Annotated in this window: 13 protein-coding genes, 2 tRNA genes and 1 pseudogene; 12 read left to right on the top strand and 4 right to left on the bottom strand. The window is 70.5% G+C overall.

Annotation, left to right across the window (positions count from 1 at the left end; genetic code table 11):
* Positions 1-162: 162 nt before the first annotated feature.
* From QN152_12730 to QN152_12680, 11 genes are all read left to right on the top strand, one after another.
* The gene (locus tag QN152_12730) at positions 163-1,029 is read left to right on the top strand and encodes an amino acid--tRNA ligase-related protein (GenBank protein MDR7540370.1); all 867 of its coding nucleotides are present in this window, start codon (positions 163-165) and stop codon (positions 1,027-1,029) included.
* Complete coding sequence (locus tag QN152_12725; GenBank protein ID MDR7540369.1) at positions 1,026-1,988, top strand: dihydroorotate dehydrogenase; 963 nt, start codon at positions 1,026-1,028, stop codon at positions 1,986-1,988. Before QN152_12730 ends, QN152_12725 begins: the two co-directional genes overlap by 4 nt.
* Positions 1,978-2,655 (top strand): orotidine-5'-phosphate decarboxylase, encoded by a 678-nt coding sequence (gene pyrF / locus QN152_12720; protein ID MDR7540368.1) that lies wholly within the window; start codon positions 1,978-1,980, stop codon positions 2,653-2,655. Before QN152_12725 ends, pyrF begins: the two co-directional genes overlap by 11 nt.
* Positions 2,656-2,694: 39 nt before the next feature.
* Positions 2,695-3,279 (top strand): orotate phosphoribosyltransferase, encoded by a 585-nt coding sequence (pyrE, locus tag QN152_12715; protein ID MDR7540367.1) that lies wholly within the window; start codon positions 2,695-2,697, stop codon positions 3,277-3,279.
* A gap of 7 nt (positions 3,280-3,286) precedes the next feature.
* On the top strand, positions 3,287-4,186 hold the full coding sequence (locus QN152_12710; protein MDR7540366.1) for a metalloenzyme: 900 nt from the start codon (positions 3,287-3,289) through the stop codon (positions 4,184-4,186).
* A 2-nt stretch (positions 4,187-4,188) separates the two neighbouring features.
* A complete protein-coding gene (locus QN152_12705) occupies positions 4,189-6,558 on the top strand; it encodes an endonuclease MutS2 (protein MDR7540365.1) in 2,370 nt (789 codons plus the stop codon).
* Positions 6,551-6,997 carry a YkvA family protein gene (locus QN152_12700; protein MDR7540364.1) on the top strand — a complete coding sequence of 149 codons (447 nt, stop codon included), beginning with the start codon at positions 6,551-6,553 and terminating at the stop codon, positions 6,995-6,997. The genes QN152_12705 and QN152_12700 overlap by 8 nt, the downstream gene beginning before the upstream one ends.
* 11 nt (positions 6,998-7,008) lie before the next feature.
* Positions 7,009-8,247, top strand: a complete 1,239-nt coding sequence (tyrS, locus tag QN152_12695; GenBank protein ID MDR7540363.1) for a tyrosine--tRNA ligase — start codon at positions 7,009-7,011, stop codon at positions 8,245-8,247.
* On the top strand, positions 8,244-9,449 hold the full coding sequence (locus tag QN152_12690) for a M20 family metallopeptidase (protein ID MDR7540362.1): 1,206 nt from the start codon (positions 8,244-8,246) through the stop codon (positions 9,447-9,449). Before tyrS ends, QN152_12690 begins: the two co-directional genes overlap by 4 nt.
* 78 nt (positions 9,450-9,527) lie before the next feature.
* Positions 9,528-9,604: transfer RNA gene (locus tag QN152_12685), tRNA-Ile, on the top strand.
* A gap of 75 nt (positions 9,605-9,679) precedes the next feature.
* Positions 9,680-10,057 (top strand): hypothetical protein, encoded by a 378-nt coding sequence (locus QN152_12680; GenBank protein MDR7540361.1) that lies wholly within the window; start codon positions 9,680-9,682, stop codon positions 10,055-10,057.
* 42 nt (positions 10,058-10,099) lie between these two features.
* Here the strand turns inward: QN152_12680 and QN152_12675 are convergent, their stop codons facing one another.
* A complete protein-coding gene (locus QN152_12675) occupies positions 10,100-10,858 on the bottom strand; it encodes a thioesterase (protein MDR7540360.1) in 759 nt (252 codons plus the stop codon).
* 611 nt (positions 10,859-11,469) lie between these two features.
* Between QN152_12675 and QN152_12670 the strand changes: the two genes are divergently transcribed.
* Positions 11,470-11,545: transfer RNA gene (locus tag QN152_12670), tRNA-Ala, on the top strand.
* Between the two features lie 27 nt (positions 11,546-11,572).
* Here the strand turns inward: QN152_12670 and QN152_12665 are convergent.
* The 3 genes and pseudogenes from QN152_12665 to QN152_12655 all read right to left on the bottom strand — a co-directional run bounded on the left by QN152_12665 (position 11,573) and on the right by QN152_12655 (position 12,796).
* Positions 11,573-12,445 (bottom strand): site-specific integrase, encoded by an 873-nt coding sequence (locus QN152_12665; protein MDR7540359.1) that lies wholly within the window; start codon positions 12,443-12,445, stop codon positions 11,573-11,575.
* Positions 12,446-12,451: 6 nt separating this feature from the next.
* Positions 12,452-12,592: pseudogene (locus tag QN152_12660) on the bottom strand (site-specific integrase).
* Positions 12,593-12,625: 33 nt separating this feature from the next.
* Entirely contained in the window at positions 12,626-12,796 is a 171-nt protein-coding gene (locus QN152_12655; protein MDR7540358.1) for an Arm DNA-binding domain-containing protein, read from the bottom strand.
* Positions 12,797-13,969: the final 1,173 nt, after the last annotated feature.

Below are 13,969 nucleotides of genomic sequence, written 5' to 3'. Positions count from 1 at the left end.
CAAGCGGCAGGTAAGCCAGAGTGGAGCCAAGCAGTCCCAACCATACCAGCGGATTCCGCCATACCTGCGTTAGCACAACCAGATAGACCCCCAGCAACAGCCACGCCTGCCAGAAGGCGGGCATGATAACCGCTGCGGGCGCGCGCCCGCCGGGAGGGGTTCGTGGAGCTGGACACCCCGGAGATCACACCGGGGACCGGCGCCTGCGAGAACGTCCCCACCGTCTTTCGCCTGGACTTTCTGGGCCGCCTGCAGTTCCTGCGGCAAACCGCTCAGCTGGACCTGGAGGTGGCCGTGGTCCGCTGGGGGATTCCCAGGGTGATCACCCGCGGCCGCTCCTTCCGGGCCGAGCCCAGAGCGGACGGCCGCCACCTCTGCGAGTTCCTGCTCATCGAGGCCGAGGCGCGCGACTGGGACCTGGCCGAACTGGTGGCGCACGAGCAGCGGCTGGTCCGCCACGTCATCGAGACCGTCCTGGAGCACCCGGCGCTGCCTCGGGGGCGGCGCCGGGTGCTGGAGCGCGACCTGCGCACCTTCCACGTCATCACCTACGCGGAGGCAATCCGGCTGCTGGAGAAGACCTGGGGGGAGGATCTCTCCGCCGCCGATGAGGCCCGGCTGACCGAGCGGTTGGGCATCGTCTCGGTGGTGCGCTATCCCCAGGAGATCAAGTTCTTCAACATGCTGGACACACGCGGTGACGGCGCGGGCACGGTGGAGTGCTGCGACCTGCTGCTGCCCCTGGCCGGGGAGACTTTCGGCTCGTCCGTCCGGGAGCACGACGTGGCTATCCTGCGGCAGAAGCTCCTCACTTCGCCCATGTACTGGCAGCTGCTGGATGCAGGCGGGGCCGCGGACGTCTTCGAGCCGTACCTGCGGCTGCTGGAAAGCCATCCCCTGCGCCGCGCCGGTTACGGGCTGGGCTTCGACCGGCTAGTGCAGTACCTCTGGGGGGCAGCGGACGTCACGACGGTGATCCCCTTCCCGGTGGACGCCCGCTACGGCCTCGCCTCCACCGCCGTCTCATGAGCGCGGCACAGCCCGCCAGCGGGGTCGCCCCCGCGCTGGAAGTGACCATGGCCGGGGTCCGCTTCCCCACGCCGGTGCTGGCGGCGGCGGGGTCGCTGGGCTTCGGGCGGGAGGTGCGGGAGGTGGTCGACCTGCGGGCCTACGGCGGATTCGTTACCAAGTCGGTGACGCTGGAGCCGCGGCGGGGCCATCCTCGCCCCGACCTGGTGGAGGTCGCCGGCGGCTGGCTCAACGCCCTGGGTCTGCCCAACCCCGGCGTAGCCGGGTTCATCCACCGGGACCTGCCGTTTCTGCGCACGCTGGGCATCCCCATCATCGTCAGCGTCGCCGGGCAGACGGTGGAGGAGTTCGGGCAGATCGTTGAGGTGCTGGAGGGCGAAGATGGGGTGGCGGCCGTGGAGCTCAACGTCTCCTGTCCCAACGTCCGCGCGGGCCGCCTCTTCGGAAGTGAGCCCGCCCTGGCCGCGGAGCTCGTGGCCGCAGTGCGGCCGCTGACGCGGCGGCCGCTCTTCGTGAAGCTGGGCCCCCTGGCGGCGGACATCGCCGCGGTGGGCAGGGCGGCCGCGGACGCAGGCGCGGACGCGCTGTGCTGCTTAAACACGCTGCCCGGGCTGGCCATCGACGTGGAGAGGCGCCGGCCTCTGCTGGGAGCCGGCCCCGGAGGGCTCTCCGGACCGCCCCTGCGGCCCCTGGCAGTCTGGAGCGTCTGGCGCGTGGCCCGGGCCACCGCCCTGCCCGTCGTCGGTGTGGGAGGAGTGCGCACCTGGGAGGACGCCGTGGAGTTCCTGCTGGCCGGTGCCACGGCGGTGGCCCTGGCCTCGGCCGCAGTGGACCCCCGGGTTCCGCAGCGGATCACCACGGGGCTGCGCGACTACATGCGGCGCCACGGGCTGTCCCACATCGGGGCGCTGGTGGGACGGGTGGAAGGGCTGGAGGAGGAAGAGGGGGATGGCCCCTGAGCTGGTAGTGGCCCTGGACGTGCCCACGCTGCAGGAGGCACGCAGGCTCGCGGCCCTCCTGCGGCCGGCGGTGCGCTGGTTCAAGGTGGGCCTGCAGCTGTTCACCGCAGCCGGCCCCGCGGCTGTGGAAGCGGTGCGGGCAGAGGGGGGAATGGTGGTGCTGGACCTCAAGGTGCATGACATCCCCCATACTGCGGCCGCCGCGGTGCGCAGCGCAGCGCGGCTTGGGGTGGATGCCCTTACGCTGCACCTGGCGGGCGGGCCGGCAATGGCGGACGCTGCGTTTGCGGCGGCGCGCGCCGCGGGCAGGCCGCGCCTCCTGGGCATCACCCGCCTGACCAGCGAGCCATCCGGCTCCGTCGACCTCTCCCGGGCCGCGGCGGAGGCGGCGGTTCGCGCCGCCGGCCTGGGGCTGGATGGTGTCGTGGCCGCAGTGCAGGAAGCCCTCGCCATCCGGGCAGTATGCCCGGCTCCCTTTCTCATCGTCGCTGCGGGGATCCGTCCTGCCGGCTCCGACCCCGACGATCAGGTGCGTGTGGCTACCCCGGGGGAGGCGGCGCGCGCCGGGTGCGACCTCATCGTTGTCGGCCGCCCGATCGTCCGGGCATTGGATCCCCTGCGGGTCGCCTCCGCCATCAGGGCGGAGATGGCGGGGGTGTCGGTGTAGCTCATGCGGGGAAGGCAATCTTCAGAGGTCCGGGGCGCCGTGCGCCGATCCTCCGTCTGGTCCCGCGAGCTGGAACGGCTGGCCATGGTGGAGCAGGGACACTTTCTGCTCAGCTCGGGACTGCACAGCCCCGTCTACATCCAGGTCGCCCGGCTCCTCCAGCATCCCCAGGCGACCGGACACGCCTGCGCCGCCCTGGCCCGTCCCTTCGCCGGTTGGGGGATCCAGGTCGTGGCCGGGCCGGCGATGGGGGCGGTGATCATCGCCTACGAGGTCGCCCGCCGCCTGGGGGCCCGCGCCATCTGGACCGAGCGCGCAGACGGTCGGATGGTCCTGCGGCGGTCGTTCGCTGTCTCTGCGGGGGAGAGGGCCCTGGTGGTGGACGACGTGATCACCACGGGCGGGTCGGTCCAGGAGGTACGCGACGCGCTTTCGGCCGCGGGGGCAGAGGTCGTGGCGTTCGCCGCGGTGGTGGACCGGCTCGGTGCCGGCCTTCTGGAGGGCGTCCCCGTGCATGCCCTGGTGCGAATGCCACTGGAGACCTACGCAGCAGGCGTCTGTCCCCTCTGCGCGGCAGGCGTTCCCCTGGTGAAGCCAGGTAGCCGCCCGGCACCCTCCCTATAATGGGCTTGTGGCGGTGTTGCTGCTCTTCCTGGATGGGGTGGGGCTGGGCGAATTGGATCCCGCATGGAACCCGTGGGTCGCCGGCCGCACGCCCACGCTGCAGCGCCTCCTGGGGGGCCCGCTGGCCGGGCCGGAGCGTGTGGAGCGCGACGACGTCCTGCTGGTCCCCACGGACGCCACTCTGGGCATGGCCGGCCTGCCGCAGAGCGGCACGGGCCAGACGGCCCTGCTGACCGGACTGAACGCCGCCGCGCTGGTCGGGCGGCATGTTACCGCCTACCCCACCGCCCCCCTGCGGGCGCTGCTGCTGGAGCACAGCCTCTTCGTCCGGCTGGCTGCGGCCGGGCGCAGGGTCGCCCTGGCCAACGCTTACACGGAGGACTACCACCAGGCGGTGTCCGCGCGGCGGCTGCGCCACGGGGCCATCACCATTGCGGCCATCGGCGCGGGGGTGCGCTTGCGCACCGTGGCCGACCTGCGACGGGCGCAGGCCGTCTTCCATGACCTGACCAACGCCCGGCTGCGCGCCTGGGGATATGACCTGCCCCTGCGCACGCCGTTCCAGGCAGGGCGGCACCTGGCCCATCTGGCTGCGGAGTACGACTTCACCCTGTTCGAGTTCTTCCTGACCGACCTGGCGGCGCACGGCCGGGTGGAGGTCAGCCCCGTCGCAGTAGTGGAGCTCGTGGACGAGATGCTGGCGGGGATCACCGCGGCGCTGCCGGCAGAGGTGACGCTGGTGGTGAGCAGCGACCACGGAAACATTGAGGACGGCCGCACGCGCGTCCACACGGCAAATCCCGTTCCCACCCTGGTGCTCGGTCCCGCGCGGCGGCACTTCCGGGAGGTCGCCGCGCTCACCGACATCGCACCCGCTGTGCTGCGCAGCATGGGGGTGGAGGTCTAGCCGTGGACCCCCGCTCCCTGCGCGTCCTGGAGTATCCCCAGGTCCTGGAGCTGCTGGCCGCAGAGACAATCACCCCTATGGGGCGGGAGCAGGCGGCCGCGCTCCTGCCGGCCACAGACCTGGAGACTTGCCGCGCACGCCTCCGGGAGACCACCGAGGCGGCGGCTCTCCGCGCATCGGGAGAGGTCTCCCTGCGCGGGGCCCGCGACCTGCGCCCCTCCCTGCGACGGGCGGTCGCCGGGGGGACGCTCGACCCGCAGGATCTGCTAGACGTGGCCCAGACCCTGGAGGTGGCCCGGCGGCTGAAGGCGTTCCTCGAGGCCCACCGCGCGCAGGCGCCGCATCTGGCAGAGCTGGGGCGGGGGATCACGCCGCAGCCACTCTTGGAGGAGCGGATCACCGCTGTTCTGGATGAGGCCGGAGAGGTACGCGATGGCGCCAGCCCGCACCTGCGGCGCATCCGCGCCGAACAGCGCGCCCTGGAGCGGCGCCTCCGGGAGCAGCTTGAGGGGATCCTGCGCGATCCTGCCTACGCCCGAATGGTGCAGGAGCCGCTTGTCACCATCCGCTCCGACCGCTTCGTCATCCCCATCCGTCAGGAGGCCAAGGGACAGTTTCCCGGGATCGTCCACGATCAGTCCACCAGCGGCGCCACCGTCTTCATGGAGCCCCTGGCCATAGTCCCCCTGGGCAACCGGCTGCGGGAGCTGGTGGCGGAGGCGCGGGCGGAGATAGGGCGGCTGCTCGCCGAACTCAGCCAGGCGGTGGCGGCCCAGGCGGAGAGCATCGGCACCACCCTGGAGGCGCTGGGCGCGGTGGACCTGGCGCTGGCCAAGGCCGCGCTCAGCGAGCGGTTTGCCTGTGTGGAACCGCGGCTGGAGGCGGTACCGCTGGTGGACCTGCGGCAGGCGCGCCACCCGCTGCTGTTGCGCCACCTGGGGCCGGAGCGCGTGGTGCCCATTGACGTGGAACTGGGGAGACGGTTTAAGACGCTGATCATCAGCGGTCCTAACACCGGGGGCAAGACCGTGACCTTGAAGACCATCGGCCTGCTTACCCTGATGGCTCAGGCGGGCCTACACATCCCGGCGGCGGAGACATCCATTCTGGGGGTCTTCTCCCAGGTCTTCGCCGACATCGGGGACGAGCAGTCCATCGAGCAGAGCCTCTCCACCTTCTCCTCGCACCTTCGGGCGATCGTGGATATCCTGGCCGCCCTGCGGCCCCCGGCACTGGTCCTGCTGGACGAGGTGGCTGCGGGAACCGATCCCACAGAGGGGGCGGCGCTGGCCCGGGCCATCATTGAGACGCTGCTGGAGGGGGGCGCCACCACCGCGGCGACCACCCACAACAACGACCTCAAGGCACTGGCCTACAGCCTCCCCGGGGTGGAGAACGCCTCAGTGGAGTTCGACCCGGAGACGCTACGACCCACCTTCCGCGTCCTCGTCGGCCAGCCGGGGCAGAGCAACGCGCTGATCATCGCCCGGCGCCTGGGACTGGCGCCGCAGGTCGTGGACCGCGCCCGCTCCTTCCTCTCGGCGGACCGCCTGCGGGCTGACGACCTGCTGCGCGAGGCGGCAGGCGACCGGCAGAGCGCGGCGCGGGCGCGGGAGGAGGCGGAGAGGCTGCGGCAGGAGGCGCGGACCCTGGCCGAACGGTACGAGACGGAGCTGGCGCGGCTGCAGGCGGAGCGGCGACGCCTGGCGGCGGAGGCGCGACGGGAGGCCGAGGAGCTGTTGCGGCGCACCCGGCAGGAGCTGGAGGCGGTGCTGCGCCAGGTCCGCGCCACCCGCAACCTGGAGGCCGCCCAGGAGGCGCAGCGCCGCCTGGCCTCCCTGGCGGCGGAGTGGACAGAGCGGGCGGCGGCCGAGACCCCTGCGGAAGTAGCCGGAGCCCCTCCCCGGGAGGTGGCCGTGGGGCAGCGGGTCTTTATCCCGGCGCTGGCCCGGACCGGCCGTGTGCTGGCGCGGCCCGACGCCCGCGGGGAGGTGGAGGTGGAGGTCGGAAGCGTGCGCGCGCGCCTGCCGATGCCGGCGCTGCGGCTGGTGGAAGATGGGGCCGGGGGGCCCGGGCCGTCACCGGGTGGGGAACGGGCGCCGGGGTTGGCGGGGGTGCCCCGGGCTGTGCCGCTCGAGCTCTCGCTGCGGGGTCAGACTGTGGACGAGGCGCTGCCCGAGGTGGACCGCTACCTGGACGAGGCGGCGCTGGCAGGCCTGCCGCAGGTCACTCTGATTCACGGCAAGGGGACCGGAGCCCTGCGCCGGGCGGTGCAGGCCTTCCTCCGCGGCCACCCACACGTGCGCGCCTTCCGGCCGGGAAATCCCGGGGAGGGCGGCGAAGGTGTCACGGTGGTGGAGCTCAATGTTTGAGGGCCCGACCCTGCCGCTCCTGCGAATGGAACTGGTGCCGGTGCTGCGTCGGCTGCCGTCCTACTCCCGCCTGGCCTGGGCGCTGGTGCGGGAGCGGCGCATCCGGCGGCGGCACCGCCTCCTACTGCTGGGAGGCATTGGATACCTGCTGTCGCCGGTGGATCTCATCCCGGGATTCGTTCCCGTCCTGGGGCAGCTGGACGACCTGGGGATCGCCCTGTGGGCGTTGCGGCGCGCGTTGCGGGCGGCCCCGCCCGAGGTGGCCCAGGTCCACCTGCGCGCGGCCGGACTCAGTTCCGAGACCCTCGACGCCGACCTGGCCCGCGTCAACCGCTCGGGGAGGCTCCTCACCCGAGCCGCGTTCCGCACCGGGCGCAGCCTGGCCGTGGGGGCGGGCCGCACCCTGTGGCGGCTGGGGCGTCAGGTCCTGGCCCGGTGAGGTGACGGAGCGTGGGTGAAAAGCGGCAACCTCTTTCCCCGGAGGAGCAGCTGGAGGTCCTGCGTCGCGGCGCCGTGGAGATCATCTCGGAAGAGGACCTGCTGGCGAAGCTGCGGGAGGGGAGGCCGCTGCGGGTGAAGCTGGGGCTGGATCCCTCGGCGCCCGACCTGCACATCGGCAGCGCCATCGTCCTGCGCAAGCTGCGCCAGTTTCAGGACCTGGGGCACCTGGCCATCATCGTCATCGGCGACTTCACCGCGATGATCGGCGATCCCACCGGGAGGAGCCAGACCCGCCCCCTGCTCACCCCGGAGCAGGTGGAGGCCAACGCCGCCACCTACCGGGAGCAGTACGGGCGCATCCTGGACCCCTCGCGCACGCAGGTCACCTTCAACAGCCAGTGGTTGGGCCCTCTGCGCTTTGCCGAGGTGATCAACATCGCGGCTAAGATCACGGTGGCGCGGATCCTGGAGCGGGACGACTTCCAGGCCCGTCTGCGCAGCGGCGTCCCCCTCCACCTGCACGAGATCCTCTACCCGCTGTGTCAGGCCTACGACTCGGTGGCCCTGCGGGCGGACGTGGAGCTGGGGGGGACCGACCAGAAGTTCAACAACCTGATGGGGCGGGACTTGCAGAGAGAGTTTGGGCAACCCCCGCAGGTGGTGTTGCTCACCCCTCTGCTGGTGGGCACCGACGGTGTGGAGAAGATGAGCAAGTCGCTGGGGAATGCCATCGGCATCACCGAGCCGCCTGCGGAGATGTACGGCAAGGTGATGTCCATCCCCGATGCCCTGATGGCCGACTACTTCGCCTACGCCACCGACGTCCCCCCCGCGGAGATTGGGCGCATTCGGCAGGGGCTGGCCGACGGTAGCCTGCACCCGCGGGACGCCAAGCGGCGGCTGGCCCGGGAGATCGTGGCCGTCTGGCACGGGGCCGCCGCGGCGGAGGCGGCGGAGGCTGCGTTCGACCGGGTCTTTCGCCAGCGGGAGGTGCCGGAGACGGTGCCGGAGGTGCGGGTGGCCGGGCTACGCGGTGGGGCGACCGTGCGGCGCAAGGCGACGCGCCTGCTGGTGGAGCTGGCTTTGGCGAAGAGCCAGAGCGAGGCCCGCCGGCTCATCAGCCAGGGGGGGGTGGCCGTGGACGGGGAGCGGATCGGCGACGTGGACGCGGAGGTGGAAGTGCGCGAGGGGATGCTCGTACGGGTGGGCAAGCGCCGCTTCGCCCGTGTCCGCGGGGAGGCGCCATGAAGATGGCCATCGCATCGCTGCGGCAGGAGGTGCTGGCGGCCATTGACGAGTCCGCCCCCGACCTGTGGGCGCTGGCGCTGGACATCCACGCCCACCCGGAAGTGGCCTTCCAGGAGTACCGCTCGGCGGAGGTGCTCTGCGCGGCCCTGCGCCGCTACGGCTACACCGTGGAGCGGCCCACGGCGGGGCTGGAGACCGCCTTCCGGGCGGAAGCGCAGGGTATCAGGAGCGGCCCCACCGTGGCCCTGCTGGCCGAGTACGATGCGCTCCCGGAGCTGGGCCACGGCTGCGGACACAACCTGATCTGCACCGGCGCGCTGGGAGCCGCTGTCGGCCTGCGGCGGGTCCTCGACCGGGTGCCGGGGCGCGTGGTCGTGCTGGGTACCCCTGCGGAGGAGGGTGGCGGGGGAAAGATCATTCTGCTGGAGCGGGGAGCCTTTGCCGGGGTGGACGCCGCGCTCATGTTTCATCCCAGCAATGCCACCCTGGCGGTGCGCGCCTCGCTGGCCTCCTTCCGCCTGAAGCTCCGCTTCCTGGGCAGGGCGGCCCACGCTGCCGCCACCCCGCACGAAGGCCTGAATGCCCTGGACGCGATGGTCCAGCTCTTCGTGGCCATTGGCCTGCTGCGCCAGCAGCTGCGCGACGACGCCCGCGTGCACGGCATCATCACCTACGGAGGTGCGGCGCCCAACGTCATCCCTGACCGCACCGAGGCGCTGTTCTCCGTGCGGGCCATGGACCGGCCGTATGCCGAAGAGGTGCTGCGGCGCGTGGTCGACTGTGCCCGAGGCGCGGCCCTGGCCACCGGCACCACCGTGGAGCACGAGGCGGTCCCCGCCTACGAGGCCATCCGCCCCAACCAGCCTCTGGCCCAGGCATTTGCCCGCCACCTGGAGAGCCTGGGCTGGCCGCAGGACACCCAGCCGGAGCGGCCGCGGATGGGCTCCACGGACATGGGCAACGTCAGCCACGCTCTCCCCGCCATCCACCCCTACGTGCGCATCGGGTCGCGGGAGCTGCGGGGGCACAGCCCGGAGTTCCGGGAGGCGGCCGCCTCCGAAGAAGGGCGCCGGGCCATGCTGGCGGCGGCAAAGGCCCTGGCCCTGACCGCGCTGGACGTGCTGGTCGACCCGGGGTTTCTGGCGGAGGTTCGGCGCGATTTCGCCTCGGCAGCTTCGTCAGCTTCGTCATCCGGCCGTTGACAGCTGAATCGGGGCACCGATATAGTGAAACTGCCCTTCGGCGTCGGCCTCTCCGGCCGACGTTGCGCTCTCCGGTGCGGGCCCTTAGCTCAGGTGGTGAGAGCGCGCCCCTGATAAGGGCGAGGTCCGTGGTTCGAGTCCACGAGGGCCCACCAGGCAGTATCTCTTCTGGTTCGCCATTCCTACCTGAGAGGAGGAGGCTCCACACTACAGGGGAAAGGGGGCAGGTGATGGCCACTGCTCGTCCCACGGGGGTGACCGTGATCGCTATTCTGGCCGCAATTTCCGGGGTGTTTGCCGTCCTGGCCGGGCTGGCTTTGCTGGGCATTGGCGCGTTCGGCGCGGCGATGGGCGGCCGGCTGCTCGGCGTGCTCGGGAGCTTCGGCGGCGTCGTCCTCCTGGCGCTGGGGATCCTCGACCTCTACGCGGCCTGGGGTGCGTGGAACCTCAAGGCCTGGGCCTGGACGCTCCTCGTGGTCCTGGCGGTTGTCGGGGTGGTGCTGGCGCTGGTCAGCCTGCGCAGCTCCTGGATCTCTCTGATCATCAACGCTGTGGTCCTGTACTACCTCTACCGACCCGAGGTGAAGTCGGCCTTCCAGCGTGCCTGACCCTTGCGCGCTCCGGGCGCACGGCGGCGACCGGCATGAGCATCAGGGCAATGAGCGTCCCTGGGCCGGTTGCCGTCGTGCCCTGACTACCGGCAGGCCTTCTGCGGTGGTGACCACCATCGCCCAGGCCGCGTTGCGCCAGACGAACCGGCGCAGCACTTCCCCGGGCCGGGCCGCCCGCAGGTACTCCAGTTCGTAGGTACAGGGGCGCTGCTGCGGATCATCCCCGGCGTCAACTATCGCGTCCTCGAAGACGTCCAGGTAAGCGGCGCTGTTCATGTGGCCGCGAGGATCGACCTGGTAGGCCGGGACGACATAGGTCTGCGGCAACGATACTGCAGGGGGATCACCCAAGTGCAGTCGGGCAGCCTCCATCCTGGGGCTCGCCCCCGGGAACGCCGCCTCCATCTCAGGGACGATGCGGGCCGGATTCCCGGCCCGGTCGGTGAAGATCCAGTCTACGGTCACCGTGGCCAGGACCTCCCCCGCCGCGTCGCGCACGGAGTTTTTCCGCCGTGCCCAAATCCGCCGGAACCCCACGACCTCTGTGGTAACGTCGAAGGGCAGGCCGTAGGGCAGCGGGCGGAAGAGGTACATTCGCACGTGGCGGACCAGCCAGAACAGGCCACGGGCCTCGTACCAGGCCAGAGGAAAGCCCTCCCGCGCCGAATGGCCAAAGGCAGTCTCGATGACGCAGCGCAGCAGGGCGGAGGCGCGCGCGCTGCCGCCGGGAGCGCACTCATCGAAGCGGACCTGGAAACGCTGGGTGAAGGCAGCCGGCACGTCCGGATGATAGCACACGGGGCTGGGTGACCTGCGTCTGGCAGGCCGCCGAAGTGCGCTCGATCCTGGCCGCCCCACAGCGGATGCAGCTCCGCCGGAGTTTGATGTATTGATGTTGCGAAATGTATGCTTTTCCGCGTGCGCAGGACGACCATCCGCCTCGATGACCAGCTGCTGGCGGACCTGAAGCAACTCGTCGCCCGGACCGGGCGTACCCTCACAGCTGGCCCTGGCATTCACCCGTGCGCTGCGCGAAAGGGCGAACTGTCCTCGTCTCACCAGGACCGCGTCACTGGGAGATCTTCACGCGGCTCTGCCGGGCTGCCGCGGTCAAGGGTAACCTGGTCCCCGACGCATACCTGGCGGCGCAGCCATAGAGTCAGGGAGTGAGTGGATCACCACAGACCGGGATACAGCCGGTCCTCAGGGCTCCGCTGGCGGCACCGCTTGCCGGGACATGCTGGGGGCGTACGTGGGCCTGGCCGTTCCGGTGCCTCCCGCAGGGGAGACGAGGCGCGAGGATGGCCGCTCACCTGAGCGTGGCGCCTCGGTCGACCTGCCGGCGGGAGAAAAAGGGCTACCCGGACCGTAGCAGGACGTCAGGACGTCCGCTATAATTACGTTCTGCTGGGGACGTAGCTCAGCTGGGAGAGCACCTCGTTCGCAACGAGGGGGTCGGCGGTTCGAATCCGCTCGTCTCCACCAGGCGCAAATGCAGCAGGGACGCGGGTTCTAGCCTTCGTCCCTGTTGGCGTTCCTGGGGCCCGAGGGGGCGGGGTTGCAAACATCTGCAAACGCACGGTCCGACCGCCCCAGGAGGTGCGCCTCCACCGCCCGCGCCGCCGCTTCCTGCTGGCCGGCCAGGACATGGGTGTAGACCTGCATGGTGAACCCCGGGGTTGCATGCCCCAGGCGTTCCTGGGCCACCTTCGGCGGCACCCCCGCGCGCGCCAGGTAGGACGCGTGCAGGTGCCGGAGGTCATGGAACCGGATGCGCGGCACCCCGGCCCGGTTGATGGTCCGGCGGAAGTCCCGCCGCACGACATTGTGCAGGTGCAGGGGCTTGCCGTTCGGCTGGCAGAAGACCAGGCCATAGTCGTGGTAGTCCGGCCCCAGCAGCCGGCGGTTCTCGTCCTGGTCGGCCCGGAGGGTCCTCAGCGCGTCAACGACGGCCTCGGGCAAGGCGACTGCGCGCCTGGAGACGGCCGTCTTCGGCGTCTTGAATACCGTCTGAGGTGCCCGGCCGGCCGCTGTGCTGCCATTGAGCCGGTAGAGCGTCTGGCGCACCGACGCCACGCCGTAGGTGAGGTCAACGTCCTGCCAACGCAGGCCGGCCAGTTCGCCTGCCCGCATGCCAGTCATCACGGCCGTGAGGTAGAGCGGGTAGTAGCGGCTGGCCCGCTTCGCCTCTGCAAGGAAGAGCCTGACCTGTTCTTCGTCCCACACGTGCGGCTCGAACCGCCGCCGCTTCGGCGGATCGGCCGTCGCCGCAGGGTTGCGGGTCAGCAGTCCCCACCGCACCGCGTGCCCCAGGGCCTCGTGCAGCAGGCGGTAGTGTGTCTGTACGCTCGTTGGCGCCAGCCCGTCTTGGAGTTTGCGGCTCATGAAGCCCTGGATGATCTGCGCGCTCAACGCCGCCAGCGGCACGTGCCCAAGGGCGGGTTTCAGGTGGACCCGGATGATGTCCGAGTAGTTCCGCAACGTCACCGGCCCGACCGCGCCCGCGGCGTAGTCGCGCAGCCACTGGTCGAGGAAGTCGCCGAGCCGCGTCTTCGCCGGCGGGGTTCACCCGCCGCCCTGCATCGCCGCGACGATCTGCGCCAGGTGCGCCTCGGCCTCGCGCCGGGTCTTGTGCGCGAACCACTTCTGCCGGCGCTTGCTGGTCTGCGGGTCGCGGCCGATGTCGATCACCACGGCCCAGGAGTTCTTGCCGCGCTTGCGCACGTGGCCCCTCACGGCCCCTCACCTCCTCCGGTCGATCTTGCCTGCCTGCGCATGCTCCTCACCTCCCTCATCGGTGTCGTGACCGGTCATTCGCCCCCTCCGGGCCGGCCGGCGCGCGCGGGATCACGGCCCGCCGACCTGGATGACCTTTGCTTTGTAGGGTCGCGAAGTCTGTCCTGGAGGTCAAGAGACTCCTTCCCACGATGGAACGGTCCATCCGGGGGTCGCGGATGGGACCCACGCTCCGATAGCCCCTATCAGGGCCTAGAACTCACGCGGACCCTGAAGGTGTGGCTGGCACGGCATCCAAACCCGTCACCGGAGGCGCTCCTATTCGCGAACCGCCAGGGTCGGCGCGCGTGAGGCAGCCTATTCACATCGAGATAGATCGCGTACATAAAACTTGTGGCCGACAGGCTTCCCGGTGAACCTGGCGATGATCGAAAAATCAGCACTTGACTTAGGACTCATGCAGGGGAAAAGTCCGCTGCCTGTTGCCACCAATACCCCTTTGGCGTTACGGCCCTCGTACACGACGCTACCACTGAGGCGAAAACCACTCCTATTCTCCAGGATGACAGTGATATCCGCTGTCGAAAGCCCCAACGCCACTCCTTCTTCCACCCTTAGCGCCGCATCGTGGCTCGTCACAACGACAGCATTAGGCGGAATCGTGGCGTCAGGCTTAGGCATCACGGCCCTAACGTCCCCTGGAGTCGGAGACGTGATCGGTGGAGGCTGCGGCGGAAAGCGTCTCGCAGAGGCAATTAGCAAAAACAAGACAACGACCGAGGCGGTGATGCCGAAAATCCATTTCGCCCAGGAATCCCACCTCCGTTGGCAGGCGAGGAAGTCCTCGAAATCGCGCCATTGGCGTGTCCGCCAAGCAATTGACTTGCCGGCAAACGTGTAATACAGCCAAGGGACCAACCCGAGCACTCCGGCGGACCGAGCGCACGCGCCGAGCCCTGGCGAGGGCCCAGCGCCGGCGAGCAGCCCACCTCGCTGCCGAGCAGCCGGGCGACCTGGTCTGCCTGGATACGTTCTACATCGGGAAACTCAAAGGGGTGGGCAAGGTCTGGCAATACACGGCCTGCGACGCCGCCTGTTCGTACGCCATTGCCGAAGTCGGCACAGAGTTTTCGGCCGAGGCGGCGGCCCGCTTCCTCACCACCCGGGTGGGGC

It is taken from the genome of Armatimonadota bacterium (assembly GCA_031459715.1).
Lineage (GTDB): Bacteria > Sysuimicrobiota > Sysuimicrobiia > Sysuimicrobiales > Humicultoraceae > Humicultor > Humicultor tengchongensis.
This window is presented reverse-complemented; position numbering and strand designations above follow the sequence as displayed.

Bases quoted from the DNA above. Each gene is read 5' to 3' on its own strand.
- QN152_12665 (MDR7540359.1), bottom strand. From the start codon at position 12,445: ATGAGCCGCAAACTCCAAGACGGGCTGGCGCCAACGAGCGTACAGACA.
- QN152_12725 (MDR7540369.1), top strand. From the start codon at position 1,026: ATGAGCGCGGCACAGCCCGCCAGCGGGGTCGCCCCCGCGCTGGAAGTG.
- pyrF (MDR7540368.1), top strand. From the start codon at position 1,978: ATGGCCCCTGAGCTGGTAGTGGCCCTGGACGTGCCCACGCTGCAGGAG.
- QN152_12690 (MDR7540362.1), top strand. From the start codon at position 8,244: ATGAAGATGGCCATCGCATCGCTGCGGCAGGAGGTGCTGGCGGCCATT.
- QN152_12680 (MDR7540361.1), top strand. From the start codon at position 9,680: ATGGCCACTGCTCGTCCCACGGGGGTGACCGTGATCGCTATTCTGGCC.
- QN152_12700 (MDR7540364.1), top strand. From the start codon at position 6,551: ATGTTTGAGGGCCCGACCCTGCCGCTCCTGCGAATGGAACTGGTGCCG.